At 64.9% G+C, this 16,831-nt stretch carries 14 protein-coding genes; 6 read left to right on the top strand and 8 right to left on the bottom strand.

Going from position 1 to position 16,831, the window contains the following annotated elements:
- Positions 1-3 precede the first annotated feature (3 nt).
- The 6 genes from MB84_RS11795 to MB84_RS11770 all read right to left on the bottom strand — a co-directional run bounded on the left by MB84_RS11795 (position 4) and on the right by MB84_RS11770 (position 6,786).
- A complete protein-coding gene (locus MB84_RS11795) occupies positions 4-1,431 on the bottom strand; it encodes a BatD family protein (protein ID WP_052653220.1) in 1,428 nt (475 codons plus the stop codon).
- Complete coding sequence (locus MB84_RS11790) at positions 1,428-3,098, bottom strand: vWA domain-containing protein (RefSeq protein ID WP_046291917.1); 1,671 nt, start codon at positions 3,096-3,098, stop codon at positions 1,428-1,430. The genes MB84_RS11795 and MB84_RS11790 overlap by 4 nt, the downstream gene beginning before the upstream one ends.
- Positions 3,088-4,197 (bottom strand): vWA domain-containing protein, encoded by a 1,110-nt coding sequence (locus tag MB84_RS11785; RefSeq protein WP_169835000.1) that lies wholly within the window; start codon positions 4,195-4,197, stop codon positions 3,088-3,090. Before MB84_RS11785 ends, MB84_RS11790 begins: the two co-directional genes overlap by 11 nt.
- The gene (locus tag MB84_RS11780) at positions 4,184-4,759 is read right to left on the bottom strand and encodes a DUF4381 domain-containing protein (RefSeq protein WP_052653218.1); all 576 of its coding nucleotides are present in this window, start codon (positions 4,757-4,759) and stop codon (positions 4,184-4,186) included. The genes MB84_RS11785 and MB84_RS11780 overlap by 14 nt, the downstream gene beginning before the upstream one ends.
- Positions 4,756-5,661, bottom strand: coding sequence for a DUF58 domain-containing protein (locus tag MB84_RS11775; RefSeq protein WP_425415911.1), 906 nt, complete (start codon positions 5,659-5,661; stop codon positions 4,756-4,758). Before MB84_RS11775 ends, MB84_RS11780 begins: the two co-directional genes overlap by 4 nt.
- Before the next feature lie 165 nt (positions 5,662-5,826).
- The gene (locus MB84_RS11770; protein WP_046291915.1) at positions 5,827-6,786 is read right to left on the bottom strand and encodes an AAA family ATPase; all 960 of its coding nucleotides are present in this window, start codon (positions 6,784-6,786) and stop codon (positions 5,827-5,829) included.
- A gap of 272 nt (positions 6,787-7,058) precedes the next feature.
- Here MB84_RS11770 and MB84_RS11765 point away from each other — a divergent pair, with 272 nt between their 5' ends.
- From MB84_RS11765 to MB84_RS11745, 5 genes are all read left to right on the top strand, one after another.
- Entirely contained in the window at positions 7,059-8,312 is a 1,254-nt protein-coding gene (locus tag MB84_RS11765) for a formylglycine-generating enzyme family protein (protein ID WP_046291914.1), read from the top strand.
- Positions 8,313-8,590: 278 nt separating this feature from the next.
- Positions 8,591-9,454 carry an HAD family hydrolase gene (locus tag MB84_RS11760; protein WP_425415896.1) on the top strand — a complete coding sequence of 288 codons (864 nt, stop codon included), beginning with the start codon at positions 8,591-8,593 and terminating at the stop codon, positions 9,452-9,454.
- A 17-nt stretch (positions 9,455-9,471) separates the two neighbouring features.
- On the top strand, positions 9,472-11,088 hold the full coding sequence (locus MB84_RS11755; protein ID WP_046291913.1) for an arylsulfatase: 1,617 nt from the start codon (positions 9,472-9,474) through the stop codon (positions 11,086-11,088).
- A gap of 85 nt (positions 11,089-11,173) precedes the next feature.
- Positions 11,174-13,804 carry a fused MFS/spermidine synthase gene (locus MB84_RS11750; RefSeq protein ID WP_245725538.1) on the top strand — a complete coding sequence of 877 codons (2,631 nt, stop codon included), beginning with the start codon at positions 11,174-11,176 and terminating at the stop codon, positions 13,802-13,804.
- A 95-nt stretch (positions 13,805-13,899) separates the two neighbouring features.
- Positions 13,900-14,871, top strand: a complete 972-nt coding sequence (locus MB84_RS11745) for a SphA family protein (RefSeq protein WP_046293697.1) — start codon at positions 13,900-13,902, stop codon at positions 14,869-14,871.
- 65 nt (positions 14,872-14,936) lie between these two features.
- Here the strand turns inward: MB84_RS11745 and MB84_RS11740 are convergent, their stop codons facing one another.
- Both MB84_RS11740 and MB84_RS11735 read right to left on the bottom strand, forming a co-directional pair.
- Positions 14,937-15,974, bottom strand: coding sequence for an alpha/beta fold hydrolase (locus MB84_RS11740; RefSeq protein ID WP_046291912.1), 1,038 nt, complete (start codon positions 15,972-15,974; stop codon positions 14,937-14,939).
- A 232-nt stretch (positions 15,975-16,206) separates the two neighbouring features.
- Positions 16,207-16,398, bottom strand: coding sequence for a hypothetical protein (locus MB84_RS11735; protein ID WP_046291911.1), 192 nt, complete (start codon positions 16,396-16,398; stop codon positions 16,207-16,209).
- Between MB84_RS11735 and MB84_RS11730 the strand changes: the two genes are divergently transcribed.
- Positions 16,397-16,831 carry a DUF2946 domain-containing protein gene (locus tag MB84_RS11730; RefSeq protein ID WP_052653216.1) on the top strand — a complete coding sequence of 145 codons (435 nt, stop codon included), beginning with the start codon at positions 16,397-16,399 and terminating at the stop codon, positions 16,829-16,831. The two genes, MB84_RS11735 and MB84_RS11730, sit on opposite strands and share 2 nt — an antisense overlap.

Genomic DNA, 16,831 nt, shown 5'->3' with positions numbered 1-16,831 from the left:
TCGTCAACTGGGAGAGCGACGGCTGGGGCGGTGCGGCGGCACCGGGGCGTACAACGGCGGCAGATCGTCTGCTTGGGACGACCGGCGCGACGCGCGGATCATTTGTGTACGGACGACTTTCAATCGCTGCGCGAGCTGCGGATCGACGGGGGCCTCATGCGACGCGTCGGGCGCATACCGCGCATACACGGCGCTACGAAGTGCCGCCATGTCCTGCGAGCCGTCCATCGTCAGCCCGCCCGGCGCTGCGGCCCGGCGATCCAGCCAGGCGTATAGCGCCTCCACGAACGCGGGCCATGACGTGCCTCGCGCGGCACGCTTCAACTGGCGCCACGCATGCGGTTCCCCGGTCGTCATCGTCCGCCGCCAGACGGCAGCGCGTCGCCGCGCACGGCGTGCCGCGCCCAGCAGCCGGGGGCCGATCCACACGAGAGCGAACACGAGGGCGAGGCCTGCACCTGCGATCCACAAGTCGGAACGATCCAGCACAATCACGCGATGCGCCGCACGGCCGACGGCATCGACGGGAATCTCGAACAACGGCGTTTCACGGGCCCCTCGGGCACTCAGTGAAATCGCTGGCAACGTGACGTGTTCACGTCGCTGCGCCTTGGTGTTCCACCATTCGATCTCGATGGCAGGCAACTCGATATGGCCGGACCGGTTGACGACGTACATCGCCGAGTCCGTGCGCACGCCGGCAACGAGACCGCGACTGCCTTGCAGGTCGTCGGACGTCTGCGCGGGACGCATATACCGCTGGAGCCCGTCCACGTCCACCAACGGCGCGGGTGGAATCAGGATCGCTTCGGTCGCCGTGGCCCGCTGGGTAATCGTGCGGGTGATGGTGTCGCCCACCTGAAGATGCGACGGCGACGGTTCGATCTTCTGGCTGACGCTCAGACCGCTCGTCGGGAAGAACACCGCCATGCCCTCGGCACCGGGCGGCACCGTTGCGACGAAGGAAAGCGATGGCGTGTGGAGTGCGACCGGCCCCGTTGCGCCCCCCGGCAATACATGGATCGCGAACGACGGCACGGTGTACCGCCGCCCGGCCTGCGGTGCGATGCGATACGCGCGGCTCACGCCGAACCAGCGCTCGTCGCCGATCGTCTCGCTGAGGTTGCGTGCCTGCTCGTCCGGCAATGTGACGATGGCGCCCGGCATGTCGAACAGTGGCCAGTCGGGAGCGTCGCTCAGCCAGGTGGTCGTCAGAATATCGACGACGAGTTTGACTTGCGTGCCCGCGACCACGTTGCCTGCCGGTTCGAGATGCGCGCGAATCATGGTCTTCGGCGGTTCGTCGGCGCGCGCGCCCGGCGCGAAAACCACGCTGACGGCGAGGCACGCCACGCAAAGCCAACGTCCGATGACTGGCCCCGCGATCCGTACCATCGCGCGTCGCACGGCGTGCTGCATGATCTTCGTCATGGTGCAGCCCCCTTTGCACCGCCGCTCGGTGCAGACGCGCCGCGCGCCACGGGCTTCACCGACGGCGTCGCAGCCTCCTGTTCGAAGCGCTGACGAAGGAACATGGCGGGGGACGTGTTGAGTCCGCGCATCCAGACGTCCTCCGTCGGCGCCATCGACACCACGGTCTGCGGCGCCCCCTTCCCCTTTTTCGTATCTTCCTTGTCCTGCCCCTGCGACGGCTGCTGGTGCGCCTCCTCCGTCTGCTCGTCGGCCTTGAGCAGGTCTTTCATCAGCGCGATGTTCGCCGTCGCTTCGGCCCAGCCGGGATGCAGCTTCAGCGCGATCTCGTAGGCCTTGACCGCGCCCTCATAGTCGCCCAGATGCGCCAGCGAATTGCCCATGTAGAACGCGGCGGTCTCGTTTTTCTGCTGCGTGAATAGCTGCGAGAACGTCGCAAGCGCGTCGTCGTAGTCCTTCGCCGCGTATTGGGCGCGACCTTTCCACATCGGGTCTTCGAAGCGCGCGGCGGCCGTCGCGAAGTCGCCTCTTTCGTAATACCAGCGGCCCTGCTGATCGCGCGTTGCGAAGGCGTCGATCCATCGCCAGCCATCATGTTGCGGCGCTGTATCGGCGGCGCGAACGGCATCCGGCGTTGACGCAAACACCAGCGAAAGCACCACCACCGGCAACCACTTCACCGTCCATCCGCGACGAAACGACACCAGCACGAGCAACAGCACGGGGATGACCAGCCAAAACCCGTTCTCTTGCCAGCGCGGCTCGCGATGCGCTTCGTCCATCTCCGCGAGATACGTCTGCGCGCGACGCTGCACCCACACGACGTCGTCGCCGTCCGCTCGCAAGCTCGCCAGCGGTATGCCCGCGTCGCTCGCCAGTTCGCGGATGCCATCGGCATCGAATCCGGCGGTCACCGGCACGCCGCTGGCATCGGTTGCGACGGTGCCGTCTGCGTTGCGCACAGCACCGCCCTTTGACGTCCCTGCCGCGAGCCACAGCAGTTGCTGCTTCGAGGCTTTCGCGCGTGCGATGAAGGCCTCGCGCGACGCCGCGTCGAAGCCGTCTCCGATGAACACGATCGTCCCGGCCGCCGCGTCATGCGAGAGCAGTCGCTCAGCCACGTCGAGCGCAAGGTCCATGCGCTTGCCGTCCTTGTGCACCAGCCCGGTGGCCAGTGCGGGCACATAGAGCTCGAGCATCGCCGGATCTTCCGTCGGCGGTACGACCAGATGCGACGTCCCCGCATAAACGACGAGTCCCGTGCGTGCGCCTTTGCGCGAGCGCGCGATGTCCAGTACCTTCGCCTTCGCGCGTTCCAGCCGCGTGGGCGGCACGTCGGCAGCGTCCATCGAACGGTTCAGGGCGAGTGCGACGACCATCGGCGCCTTGTCCTGACTAAACGGTGGCCGTACCTGCTCCCACGTCGGTCCCGCTGCAGCCACCGCGCCGAGCGCCAGCAACACCGCCAGCGTATGCACCGGCTGAAGGCGGTACGTCCGCGTATCGCCGACGAGCAAATGCTCCAGCAGTTCCGGCGCGATGAACTTGCGCCAACGCGCGCGAACGTCGCTGCGCCGTCGCCAGACCAGCGGCAACAAGACAGCGGGCACGAGTCCCCACAACCAGAGCGGACGCAGAAAGTGGAACGCGCTCAGGTCAATTTCCATGTGCGGCTCCTGCCATGACCTCGGGCTTCGCTTCGGATGTCGGCGGGTTCACCGGTAAGGAGGGCTTATCGGTGTCGCTGTCGATCTCCCTGTCCGTCGGCAACCGCCGCTGTGCCGCGCCGCAGAGGATCGCGATGAGCAGCGCGCACAGGTGATACGCCGTCATGATCACCAAGGCCGGGCCCAACGTCATCCAGAAATACTCTGTCTGCGGCCGGTAGACCTCCTGCTTGATGCGCTCGGGCGTCAGACGGTCAAGCTGGGTGTAGACGTCGGCCAGGTCCTGTTCGCGACCGAACGCCTGATACGACCGGCCACCGGTCGCCTGCGAGATGCGCTGCAAGGCCGCCAGATCGACGCGATCTTCACCTGTCGCGTCGACGTCGCCGATGCCGATGGTGTGGATCACCAGCCCGTGCTCCTTCGCGATGCGCGCAGCCTGATCCGGGGGAATCTTGCTGGCGGTGTCGTTGCCGTCCGTCAGCAAAATCAGCACCTTTTCCGGTGCTTTCGAATCGGCCAGCAGCTTGACGGTCAGCCCGATGGCGTCGCCAAGCGCCGTGCGTGGACCGGCCATGCCGATCTGCATCTGATCGAGCAGGATCATCACGCTGTCGTGATCCAGCGTGAGCGGCGCTTGCGGGTATGCGGCGTCGCCGAACACCACCAGTCCGATGCGATCGCCGCGTCGTTTTGCAATGAAGTCGGCCACCACGTGTTTCACGGCCGTCAGCCGGTCCGTCCGCTCGCCCGTGGCTGCGCTGACGAAATCCGTCGTGCCCATCGACTGCGACAGATCGATGGCCAGCATCAGGTCGCGCGCCGGTGTTTCGTGCGTAATCGGCGCTTCGACATGCACCGGACGGGCCGCCGCCATCACCACCAGCAACCAGACAAGCGGCAACAGCAGCCATTGCAACCAGTTGCGCCGCAAGCGTACGCCACCCGGCGACGGACGCTCGCCGGCAGCATCCGCCATCTCGTGAAAGAACGGCGTGCGCAGCGCAAGCGCCATCGCCCGGTACGGCGGCACCAGCCACGCGACCAGTATCGGCAGCGGCAACAACGCCAGCATCCAGGGCAGATCAAACTTCCACATGGTGGTCACGGATCCAGTCACGGGCGCGCTGCATCAGCGCATCGATATCGCCCTGCGGGGTGTCGTCCACGCCACGCGGCGCGTAGCTGGCCATCGCCAGGTAATGCCCGTCGGCCACCACGAAGCGGCCACGATGCGCGTTCAGGAAGTCGATCCACGCGACACCGCGCAGGCGACCGACACCCGCGCCCGGGTACGCGGCCAACGCCGTGCGCTTGAGCAACGCAGCAAGGGACGCAACGGCTATCGTGCGTCGGGCCGGATCACGGGTCATCGACGCCAGTGTTTCCAGTTCTCCCAGCGCCAGACGGCGATATCGATCGCGGCGGTATCGCTGCCAGGCGCGCCAGCCGCACCACAGCAGGCCGAGTAGCAAAAGCAGCGCCACGACGCCCCATCCCCACGTCTGCGGCGAATACGACACGGCCGGCGGGAGCGAGAGTTCGTCCAGCCCGGTCAACGCGAGCGAGGCGTCCATGGTGTCCGGCACATCGTCCGGCATGTCGTTCGGCATATTGGGCGGTTGCGCGGCCGTCTGGGCGAGAACCCACGTAGTGCTCACAATCCACCTCCGTGCGTGCCCGAATGACGCGCGCCCAGCAACCGGCGCACCTGATCGACCGCCGCTTCCGCGCTTGAGAGCGGCATCCACGGCACGCCGCTCGTGCGCAGCAGTTCCGCGACTTCGGCCGTGCGTCCCTTGAAAAACGCGGCGACGGGTGTACGCACCCGTTCGTTCGCGACGCGCAGCTCGACCTGCAAATGTCCTTCGCTCACGACCAGCGCACTGCGCTCGTCGACGTGATGCCACAGCGGATCGAACACCAGACCGGCCACGACGTCGTTATGCACGCTCAGTTGCCGTAGCAACGCCCGGGTGCGCGCGTCGGCACCGGCGAAGTCGCTCACGATGCAAATCAGATGATCGTGCGGCGCCATATGGAGTAACTGACCCAGCGCCTGATTCAACTGCGCGTAGTCGGTCCGCACCGGACTGTCCGCGCGCAATTCGGCATTCATTTCAGCGATGGCGCCAAACAGCCGGGCGATACGGCTCAGACTTCGCAGGGGACGCACCCGCTCGATGCGCACGTCGTTGAAGACCACGCCACCGACACGATCCCCCGCCGCATAGCCCATCCACGTCGCCAACGCCGCAGTTTCGGCTGCGACGACCGACTTGAACGCACGTTGCGATCCGAAATGCATGCTCATGCGCTGATCGACCACCACCTGCACGGGCCGGTCGCGCTCTTCCGTATAGGCACGCACGAGGGGGCGCGCCACGCGCATCGATGCGCGCCAGTCGATGTGCCGGATGTCGTCACCCGGCACATAGCCGCGAATCTCGTCGAAATTCAGCCCTCGCCCGCGCAGCCGCGAGGCGTGATTACCGGACAACACGCTCCTGACCGGTGCAGGCGCGACGAAGCTCAGTCCGTGCACGCGAAACCGCAGCCGCATCAGATGCGGCACGTCGACATGCACCGTCCCGAGCGTGTCGACGGGAACTTCGCGACGGCTGGCTGGCAACGGCGGCGATGCAGGCATGAGCACGCTCCAGGAAGGTGTTCTGCTACCGGCGCAACGGCGAGGTCGATGCGCCCGATTCACTCGTCACCCACGCTGTCAGGCGGGCACGGGTGTCGTCTCCACCAGACGGTCGACGACGCGATCGGCGTCGATGCCGTCCGCGTTCGCGTCGTAAGACAACACCAGTCGATGGCGTAATACCGGATGCGCGACGGCCCTCACGTCGTCCGGCGTCACGAAATCCCGGTCCTCCAGCCACGCGTGCACACGCGCCGCGCGGTCGAGACCGATGGCCCCGCGCGGACTTGCGCCGACCTCGATCCAGCGCGAAAGATCGGCATCGCTGGCGATGCCGTGACGCGTGCCGTTCACCAGCGCGACGATGTAGGCGTCCACCGCAGGCGATACGCTGACGTTCTCGATTTCCCGTCGCGCGGCGAAGACCTCCTCCTGGGACAGCGTCCCGCCCGCAGGCGAAGTCTGCTTCGTCTCGCTTCTGAGCAGTCGCAACATCGCCTGCTCGCTTTCCGGTGTCGGATACGTAATGAGTATTTTTAAAAGAAAGCGATCCATTTGCGCTTCCGGCAAGGGATACGTGCCTTCCTGTTCTATCGGATTTTGCGTAGCCATCACCATAAACAGATCGGCCATCGCATGTGTCTTTCCCGACACCGACACCTGCCTTTCTTCCATGGCTTCAAGCAGTGCCGACTGCACCTTGGCGGGCGCACGGTTGATCTCGTCCGCCAGAATGAGATTGCCGAAGATCGGCCCGGGCTGAAACTGAAGGACGCGTTCCGTCCCCGATTGAAGCAGCGTGTCGCCCCCGGTGATATCCGATGGCAGCAGGTCCGGCGTGAACTGAATACGACGCATCGTGACGGCCAGCCGGGCCGCAATGGCCTTCACCGTGCGGGTTTTGGCAAGCCCCGGCAAGCTTTCCAGCAGGACATGCCCGTCAGCGAGCAACGCGATCAGGATCTGACGAACCACCGTCTCCTGCCCGACGACCGCATCGCCGATATGTTTTTCAAATTCAAGAATGGTATTTTTCATAGTGCCGATAATTTAAATTACTTTAAAAATAACTCGGCAATTCCCAAGCAAATCAAAGCCCACATGAACCTTAAGCAAACAAACGAATCGCGTCAAAGGTTAATTTCCAACTGCAACAAAAATTTCAATTGAGTTTACGCAAATTAGATAATAATCTTTAAGCCACTTATCAGGCTGGCACCTCTCTCTTTCCATCGCAAAGGCATTTGCCTCACGTGCCACCCCGTGAAAAGAGCCAGGTACGCCAGCGCGTATTGCGGGAGCTTCAACACATGTCACGACGCAAGCGAATCGCGCAACACGAAACCTCATCCGGCAAAGTCCCCGCCGCCTCGCCGCCGACGCGCGGTCGCCGGACGTTCCTTCTGTGGGCCGGCGCGGCGCTTGGCGTCTCGGTCGCCGCCGGTGGCGCGATGTCCTGGGCGATGACCCGCAACGACGCTGCGAGCCCGCGCGATATCAAGGTCGTCATGGGCGACGGCGTGCGTGGGCCCGAGGGCATGGCGTGGATTCCCGGGGGTGGATTCCTGATGGGCAGCGACAGCCGCATGGCGCAGCCTAACGAGAAGCCCGCCCATCCTGCGCGCGTGCACGGCTTCTGGATGGACGCGCATCACGTCACGAACGCGCAGTTCCGTCGTTTCGTCGCCGCGACGGGCTACGTCACGACCGCCGAGCGCAAACCGGATTGGGAGACGCTCCGGGTGCAGTTACCGCCGGGCACGCCGCGTCCCCCGGAGAGCGCGCTGGTCGCCGGGGCGATGGTGTTCGTCGGCACGGACAAACCCGTCCCGCTGCAGGACTATTCGCGCTGGTGGCGTTTTGTGCCGGGTGCGGACTGGCGGCATCCGGGGGGACCGGACACCAACATCGCGGGCAAGGACGACCACCCTGTCGTGCAAGTCTCGTTCGAGGACGCACAGGCCTATGCGAAGTGGGCAGGCAAGCGGCTGCCGACCGAGGCCGAATGGGAATTCGCCGCGCGCGGCGGATTGGAACAGGCCACCTATGCGTGGGGTGAATCCTTCGCGCCGAACGGCAAGCAGATGGCCAACGTCTGGGAAGGTGAACAGGCGCAGCCGTTCCCCGTCGTCAATCCGAAGGCCGGTGGCGCCGTCGGCACGAGTCCGGTCGGCACGTTCCCTCCGAACGGGTACGGCTTGTCCGATATGACGGGCAACGCCTGGCAGTGGGTCGCGGACTGGTATCGCGCCGATCAATTCCGGCGCGAAGCGGCAGCGGGCAAACTTGCGGACAACCCGACCGGCCCGTCCGACTCATGGGATCCGGCCGATCCTGGCGTACCCGTGCAGGCCCCCAAGCGCGTAACGCGTGGCGGCTCGTTCCTGTGCAACGAAGCGTATTGCCTGAGCTATCGCCCGAGCGCGCGACGCGGCACCGACCCCTACAACAGCATGTCGCATCTCGGCTTCCGGCGGGTGATGGACGAGAGCGCGTGGCAGGCGTCGCGCCGGGCATCGCAGCACCAACTCGCATCGACGACATCGGATAAGCCTTCGCGCTGACCCTTCACCGCTTCGTCGTTTTACCGCTTTACCGCTTCACGCCCACGGACCCGCACCATTACAACGATCAAGGATTGGGGGATGGAGAGACTTCTCTCGCGTTTTAGTCGGGCTGCGGCCGCCGCCGTCGCGGCGCTGTCGCTTGCAGCGCCTGTGCACCACAGACACCGACACCGCCCGAGCTGCAATCAGCCGCCCCTGCATCCTCGGCCGTCCGCACGGCCGACGCCCTGCCCTCATGGCGTGACGGCGCGGCCAAGCAGGCCATCGTGCGCTTCGTGGCCGACGTGACCCGGGACGGCTCGGCCAGTTATGTCCCACCGGCCGAACGCATTGCCGTGTTCGATAACGACGGCACGTTGTGGAGCGAACAGCCGCTGTACTTCCAGTTCGTCTTCATGATCGACCAGGTGAAGGCGCAGGCCGCGGCGCACCCGGAATGGAAACGCAATCCGGCGTTCCAGGCCCTGATGGCGGGCGATCTGCGCGAACTGAGCGCACAGAAGAAACCGCTGTTGCAATTGCTCGCGCAGGCGAACAGCGGCATGAACGTTGCCGACTACGACGCGCGCATCGAGGCATGGCTTGCCTCGGCAAAGCACCCGACGCTGCATCGCCCCTATACGTCGCTGGTGTTCCAGCCGCAGCTTGAACTGCTGACGTACCTGCGCGCGAACGGCTTCAAGACGTACATCGTCTCCGGCGGCACGACACAGTTCATGCGTGCATGGGTCGAGCGCGTGTACGGCGTGCCGCCCGAACAGGTGATCGGCACCGACGAGGGCCTCAAATACGAAAGCCGTGACGGTCAGGGGGAATTGGTCCGTGAACCCAAGGTCGACTTCGTCGACGACGGTCCGGGCAAACCGGTCGGCATCTACCGCCGCATCGGGCGCAAGCCGATCCTCGCGTTCGGCAACTCCGACGGTGATCTGCAAATGCTCGAGTACACGACCACGGGCCAGGGCCCGCATCTGGCGCTGCTTGTGCATCACGACGACGCTGCCCGCGAGTTTGCCTACGACCGTCAGTCGAAAGTCGGCCGACTCGACCGCGCGTGGGACGCCGCCGTCGCCCGAGGCTGGACCGTCGTGAGCATGAAGGACGACTGGGCCACCGTGTTTCCGCTTTCCTCCCAATGACCTCACCGGAGACGACGATGTCATTTTCACTTAAACGAGTCTTCAGCTTCACCAGCACAGCGGTCCTTGCCGTTACGGCCGCTTACGTGCTGGTTGCGCCCGGCGACGCGCCAGCGCAAAGCGGTACCAAACCCCCGAACATCCTCGTCATCTTCGGCGATGATGTCGGCCAGACGAACATCAGCGCCTATTCCAACGGGCTGGTCGGCTACCGCACGCCGAACATCGACCGGGTCGCCAAGGAAGGCATGATCTTCACCGACTATTACGCCGAAAACAGTTGTACGGCGGGACGCTCCTCGTTCATCACAGGGCAGTCGCCGCTGCGCACGGGCTTGTCGAAGGTCGGTGCGCCGGGCGCAAAGGTGGGCCTGCAAAAGGGCGACATCACCATTGCAGAAGCCCTTAAGCCACTAGGTTACGCAACCGGCCAGTTCGGCAAGAACCACCTTGGCGACCGTAACGAGTATCTGCCGACCGCACACGGCTTCGACGAATTCTTCGGCAATCTGTATCACCTGAACGCCGAAGAAGAACCGGAGCGACCGTACTGGCCGAAAGACCCCAACGATCCGTATGTGAAGAACTTTTCGCCGCGTGGCGTGATTCACAGTACGGCGGACGGCAAGGTTCAGGACAGCGGCCCGCTCAACAAGAAGCGCATGGAGACCATCGACGACGAAACGGGTGCCAAGGCGGCCGAGTTCATTCAGAAGCAGGTCAAGGCGAACAAGCCGTTCTTCGTCTGGATGAATTACACGCGCATGCACATCTATACGCATGTGCGGCCGGAGTTCAAGGGCAAGAGCGGCATGCCCGGCAACGAGTACGCCGACGGCATGTGGGAACACGATCAGGACGTTGGCAAGCTACTCAAACTGCTTGACGATCTGAAGATCACGGACAACACCATCGTGATCTACACGACGGACAACGGCCCGAACATGTTCACCTGGCCCGACGCGGCAATGACACCGTTCCGCAGCGAGAAGGATTCCAACTGGGAAGGCGCGTTCCGGGTGCCGGCGATGATTCGCTGGCCGGGCAAGATCAAGCCGGGTAGCGTGTCCAACGAGATCTTCTCCGGTCTCGACTGGTTCCCGACGCTGCTCGCCGCAGCTGGCGACGACGGCATCAAGGATCGTCTGCTCAAGGGCTGGACGCCCAAGGGCAATAAGACCAAATTCCGGAACCACCTCGACGGGTACAACCAGTTGCCTTACCTGACCGGCAAGGCGCCGAAGGGCGCGCGTGACGAGTTCTATTATTTCAACGACGACGGTGAACTGGTGGCCATGCGTTGGGGCAACTGGAAGGCCGTGTTCTGCGAACAGCGCGCGCAGGGCCACTTCAACATCTGGCAGGACCCATTCGTCTGCCTGCGAGTGCCCAAGCTCTTCAATCTTCGAATGGATCCGTACGAGCGAGCCGATATCACTTCGGATACGTACAACGACTGGCTCGCTAAGAATGCCTACATGACCGGCATTGCGACCATGAAGGCGTCGGCATTCCTCGAGACCTTTGTCGACTACCCGCCGAGCCAGCGCCCGGCAAGCTTCAGCATCGATCAGGTGCGCAAGCAGGTCGACAAGAAGATCGATCAGTCCTTCAAGAACCGCGGACTGGAGTAAATCCGACCGCAAACCCCGCCGTGCCGGAAGTTGAAGTCTCTGCGGCCCGGCGGGGTTGTTTCACCCGACTCACCTTCGACATCCAATGCGCGATATGACCGATACGCTGGCTTCACCGTCGATTCCCGCGCCTCGCGGCCGCAGCAAAGGCGCATCGCCGTCTGCGTCGCCCGCCATGACCTTGCCCGCCTCCCCCGCCGTCCCGACAAGCGCGCCTGCGCCATCGCTTGCATGGCCCGCGTTGCTACTCGTGCTCTCGGGCGCATCGGCGCTCGTCTTTCAGATGGTCTGGATCCGGCAGCTTTCGCTCGTCGTGGGCGTCGAAGTGCATGCCGTGTCCATCGCGATCAGCGCCTTCTTCGGCGGTCTGGCGTTCGGTGGCTGGTATTTCGGACGGCGCGCCGATCGCGTCGCCAACCCCATGCGGCTCTATGCGGCGCTTGAAGCCGCCGTGGCACTGACGGCTATCGTCAGTACCCTCATTCTCGCGCGCGCCGCAGTGCCCTTTGCCTGGCTCGAAGCCCATGTGGGGCTCGCCGCGTGGGTGCTGCCGTTCGTTCTTGTTGGCGTGCCCGCCGTTTTCATGGGCGGCACGTTGCCGGTCCTCATGCGCTCGCGTGGCGCCATCGACGGCTACGTCGGGCATGCAGGTGCGCGTCTGTACGCGGCCAATACCGTCGGCGCAGTCGTCGGCGTGCTGGCGGTGCCGTTCTGGCTGATACCCTCGTTCGGTATGCAGGGTACGGCGGGTGTTGCGGCCGGTCTGAACTTTCTGCTGGCACTGGCGGCAATCGTGGCGTCGCGACGCACGTCGGCGACGATTTCGGTGGCCTCGGCGCCGGTCGAAACGCTTACCGACACGACTGACGCAGCCACCTCGCTTGCGCGTCGTCGGAGCACGCTCGCCGTCTGGTTGTATGCGCTCGCCGCGGGTGTCGCGCTCGGCTACGAAGTCATGTGGTCGCAAGCCATCGTGCAATTCGTCAGCACCCGCGCGTTTGCTTTTGCCATCGTGCTCGCTACCTATCTCTGCGGGCTGACGCTCGGGAGTGCCCTCGTATCGCGACGCGTGGAGCGTTCTCGTGACCCGTGGGGCGTATTCGCGCTGCTGATCGCCGGTGCAGGTGTTGTCGCTGCCGTCACGCTGTATGGGCTGGGCGACTGGATTTTCATCGCTCAGGGCAAGTTCGCGAGCATGGTCTACGCGACGACGCAAAGCGCCACGCTCGCGATGTGCGCCCGCTTTTTCGTCGCGGGCCTGGGCATCGTCTTCCTGCCAACGCTGCTGCTCGGTGCGGCCTTCCCGTTCGTGCTGCGTCTGGCGGTCGACGCCGGTTACGTCGGCCATGGCGTCGGCCGGGTCGTCGCGCTGAACACGGCGGGCGGCATCGTCGGCTCGCTCGCGACGGGCTTCTGGCTGGTCCCGTCGTTCGGTCTGGTGCGAACGCTGGGCGTGCTTGCAGGCATTGCGTGCATCGTGGCACTGGTTGCCGTCTGGCGCGGTGCGGGTGTCGGCAAGGTCGCGCGCGGTGCCGTCATCGGACTGGCCGTGCTGCTTGGCGTCGCCACCCTCGCCACGCCGCCCCAGCGGCTCGCGACCTTGCTGACCGACGCGCGCGGTGGCGAACTGACTTTCTACGAGGAAGGCCGGGGCGCGACGGTCGCCGTGTTGCGTCAGTCGTCCGGTTCGAACCGGTTCGAGCGTCTCTATATTCAGGGCGTGTCGAATTCGGGAGATGCGATGACGTCGCTGCGATACATGCGGCTTCAGGCGCTGCTGCCGCTCATCGTCGCCAAGACGCAGCCGCAAAGCGCACTGGTCATCGGGCTCGGGACCGGCATCACGGCGGGCGCGCTGTTGCAGTACCCGGGACTCACGCACCGTGTGACGGCAGAACTTCTGCCTGCCGTGGTCAAGGCGTCGTCGCATTTCAAAGGCAATTATGGTGTGGCCGACGACAAGCGCATGGACATTCGCGTACGCGACGGCCGTCGTGAACTGCTTCGCAGTGCGGATCGCTACGATCTCATCACGCTGGAGCCGCCGCCGCCGAGCGCGGCGGGCGTCGCCAATCTCTACTCCACCGACTTCTACAAGCTCGCATCGTCACGGCTGAACGACGGGGGCGTCGTCGCGCAATGGCTGCCGTTACCCACGCAGAACGAGGCCGAAACGAAGGCGCTCATCGCCAGTTTCATTGCCGTCTTCCCGCACGCCAGTCTCTGGACGACCGAACTGCACGAAATGCTGCTCGTGGGCGGCCAGTCGCCGTTAGTCCTCGACGCCGCGTCGATTCGCCAGCGCTTCGCACAGCCGGGTGTGGCGCAATCGCTTCGGGAGGTCGGCATCGATTCGCCGGGTGCGCTCCTGGCGACATGGATGACGGATCGCTCGGGGCTCGCCTACTACGTGGAAGACGCTGCGCCTGTGACCGACGACCACCCCCGTATCGAATACGCGCCGTGGGTCGGACGGCAGGCCTTCGCCCCCACGCTTCGCAATCTGCTGGCACTGCAAAGCGAGCCGCCGGTGACCGGTGCCGACGAGGCGCTTTCCGCCGAGATCGCCCGGTCGCGACAGGCATTGCTGGCGTTTTACGGCGCATCGCTGGCCGCCCTCGACGGCGACCGCAGCACCTGGGCCCGCCAGTTGGGTCAGGCGCTGCAACTGGAAAGCGATAACCCGTACTTCCGCTGGTTCGCCGGACAACGATAAGACACCGACATTCGTTCCCACCGATGACACCCGACGCCAACACCATGCAGCCTTCGCGCCCCTCGCCTGCTTCGTCGACGCGCAACACCTCCGCCATGCGCGGCCGACGCCGCCGTACCCCGCTGGCGCTCGCTGCGGCACTCGTCGCACTTGCGGTCGTCGTACCGCACGCCAACGCCACGGAAGGCGCGCTCGGGCGTCCGGTCAGCGGCACAGGCGTGCAGCCGAATGCGGGCGTCGTCTCACCGGAACCGATCTGGGCGGTCAATTTCGCGGAAATCTACTTCGACGGGAACATCGGCGGCAGCCGTCAGGCGCCGATTGCCGGGACGACGTCGCTCGGCCTGAACGGCGAACTGTCGTTCACGCTCGCCACGCTGATGAAGACGTGGAAGACCGACACCGGCGCGTGGAACTTCGCGTCGAGCTTCACGCTGCCTTACCTCTGGACCAAAGCGACGGCGACGCTGAGCGGCGGCCGGGGCAACTCGGCGGGCACGTCGCAGACCGCATCGAACCTGTTCGACATCACCTTCACCCCGATCATCGCTGGCTACCACTTCTCGAAAACCGATCACATGTCGTTCTCGGTCGCAATCTGGGCACCGACCGGCCGTTACGATCCCAATGCGCTGGCGAATCCGAGCCTGAACAACTGGACGTTCATTCCTCAGGTGGCCTACACGAAGTTCGTGCCAGCGTACGATCTGGAGTTCGATGTCATCGCCGGCGTGCAGTTCTACACGCGCAACACGGCGACCAACTACCAGAACGCCCCGCTCTTCACGCTCGACGTCATGGGCCTGAAGAAATTCTCGAACGGACTGGGGGTCGGGCTGGTCATGGGCACCACCCAGCAGTTGGGCAGCGACAGCGGCCCGACCGCCGATCAGCTCAACGGCTTCCGGGGCCACGACTTCGCGTTGGGCCCGATCGTGACCTACGACACCAAGATCGACGGCAAGCACCCGTTGTCGTTTTCCGCCCGCTGGGTGCCGACGATCACGGCGACGAACCGTCTCAAGAGCACGAAGACGTTCATGGCGACAGCGACGCTGGTTTTCTGATCCTACGATTCGCACACTGGCTTCACCGTCGCCGATCATCGAGCCGACGGCGAAGCCATGCCCTCTTACAGCGAGACGACTTCCAGAATCGCGTCGGCGAACGCCTTCGGGGCTTCCTGCGGCAAGTTGTGACCGATCCCGCCGCCGATGTCGCGGTGCTGATACTTGCCGGTGAACTTCTTCGCGTAAGCGGCCGGGGCCGGGTGCGGCGCGCCGTTGGCATCGCCTTCCATCGTGATCGTGGGTACGGTGATCGCCGGGGCCGTCGCCAGACGTTTCTCCAGTGCATCGAATCGCGCCTCGCCTTGTGCGAGACCCAGACGCCAGCGGTAGTTGTGAATCACGATGTCCACGTGATCGGGGTTGTGGAACGCAGCGGCCGAGCGCGCGTACGTCGCGTCGTCGAACTGCCACTTCGGCGACGCCAGTTGCCAGATCAGCTTGTTGAACGCGTCCGTGTTGGCGGCGTAGCCCTTCGCGCCGCGCTCGGTGGCGAAGTAGAACTGATACCACCATTGCAACTCGGCTTGCGGCGGCAGCGGCACCGCGTTGCCCGCCTGGCTGCCGATCAGATAGCCGCTCACGGAGACCATCGCCTTCACGCGTTCGGGCCAGAGGGCCGCGACGATGTTCGCCGTACGCGCCCCCCAGTCGTAACCGCCGAGAATGGCCTGATCGATCTTCAGCGCGTCCATCAGCGCGATGACGTCGGCCGCCACCACGGCTTGCTGACCGTTACGCGGGGCGCTGGCCGAGAGCAGACGCGTCGTGCCATAACCGCGCAGGTACGGCACGATCACGCGGTAACCGGCGGCGGCCAGCAACGGCGCAACGTCCACGTAGCTGTAGATGTCGTACGGCCAGCCGTGCAGCAGGATGACGACCTTGCCGTTCTTCGGTCCGGCTTCGGCGTAACCGACGTCCAGGTCGCCCGCATCGATCTGACGGATGACGTCGAACGACGTGTGCGCACCGACCGAACCCGACGCAGCGGCGGACGACGCCGCGTTAGCCAGTTGCGACAGCCCGAGTTCGGCGAGCGTGACGCCTGCGAGCGTGGTGCCAAGAAGACGACGACGGCGAAGATTGACCGGATCCGACATGACTGATGACCTCTCTGAGTGATATTCCGGCGGCTGCCGGGGGGAGCTTCAACCTCACACCTGCGGTGCGTGCGGAGCGCTTACCCCTAGTTATATCGGCGAGTTCATCGTCGTTTATGTCCGAATGTATCTGGCCGGAGAAGTGACACATACGGATTCAAAAAACCCGGTTCCCCGGGGTCATTCGAGGGGCGGAGCGACGCTGGCCGCCCCGTCCCCCGAACGATGCGTCTTACTTGACGCTGGCGACCGCGTCGTGAATCACCTTCGCCACGTCGGACGCGTTCGAAACGTTGCTCGCGACGCGTCCGTGGCGGCCAGCCCACACGTTCGACGAGGCGGCGGGCATGATCTGACGCTTCGCGTGATAGCATTCCGGCTGCAGCGCCCACAGCCCACCGCAATTTACGGTTCTCCGACGCATGTCATCGTCTTCCCGCAAACGTCTCACTGCATGGCTCGGCCTCGCCGCCATGTGGCTGGCGATTTGCATGCCGATCGTCAGTCAGGGACTCGCGGCGCATCGCGCCGGACAGGCGCGGGTGCTGGACGCAGCGTTCTGTACCATCGACGGCGCCGCGCACACGTCGGCCGCTATGCTAGTGGCGGCCACGACTCACGGGCACGACGATGCGACGCACGGTGCAGGCATGTCACATGCCGCGCATGAGAATCAGGGCGACCTTTGCGGCTACTGTTCGCTGCTCGCCAATCATCCGCCGCTCGTCATGCCCGCGCTCGCCGGAGCGATCTCGTTCGCATGGGTGGCGCGCGCCGGACCGTTCGCGGATGCCGTCCCGTCCAACATCCCATTCGCTTACACGCCGCCTGCGCGTGCCCCGCCTGCCGTTTCCTGA

Source organism: Pandoraea oxalativorans, from assembly GCF_000972785.3.
GTDB classification, from domain to species: domain Bacteria; phylum Pseudomonadota; class Gammaproteobacteria; order Burkholderiales; family Burkholderiaceae; genus Pandoraea; species Pandoraea oxalativorans.
The sequence above is the reverse complement of the archived record's forward strand: the minus strand, read 5'-3'. Positions and strand labels throughout refer to the sequence as shown.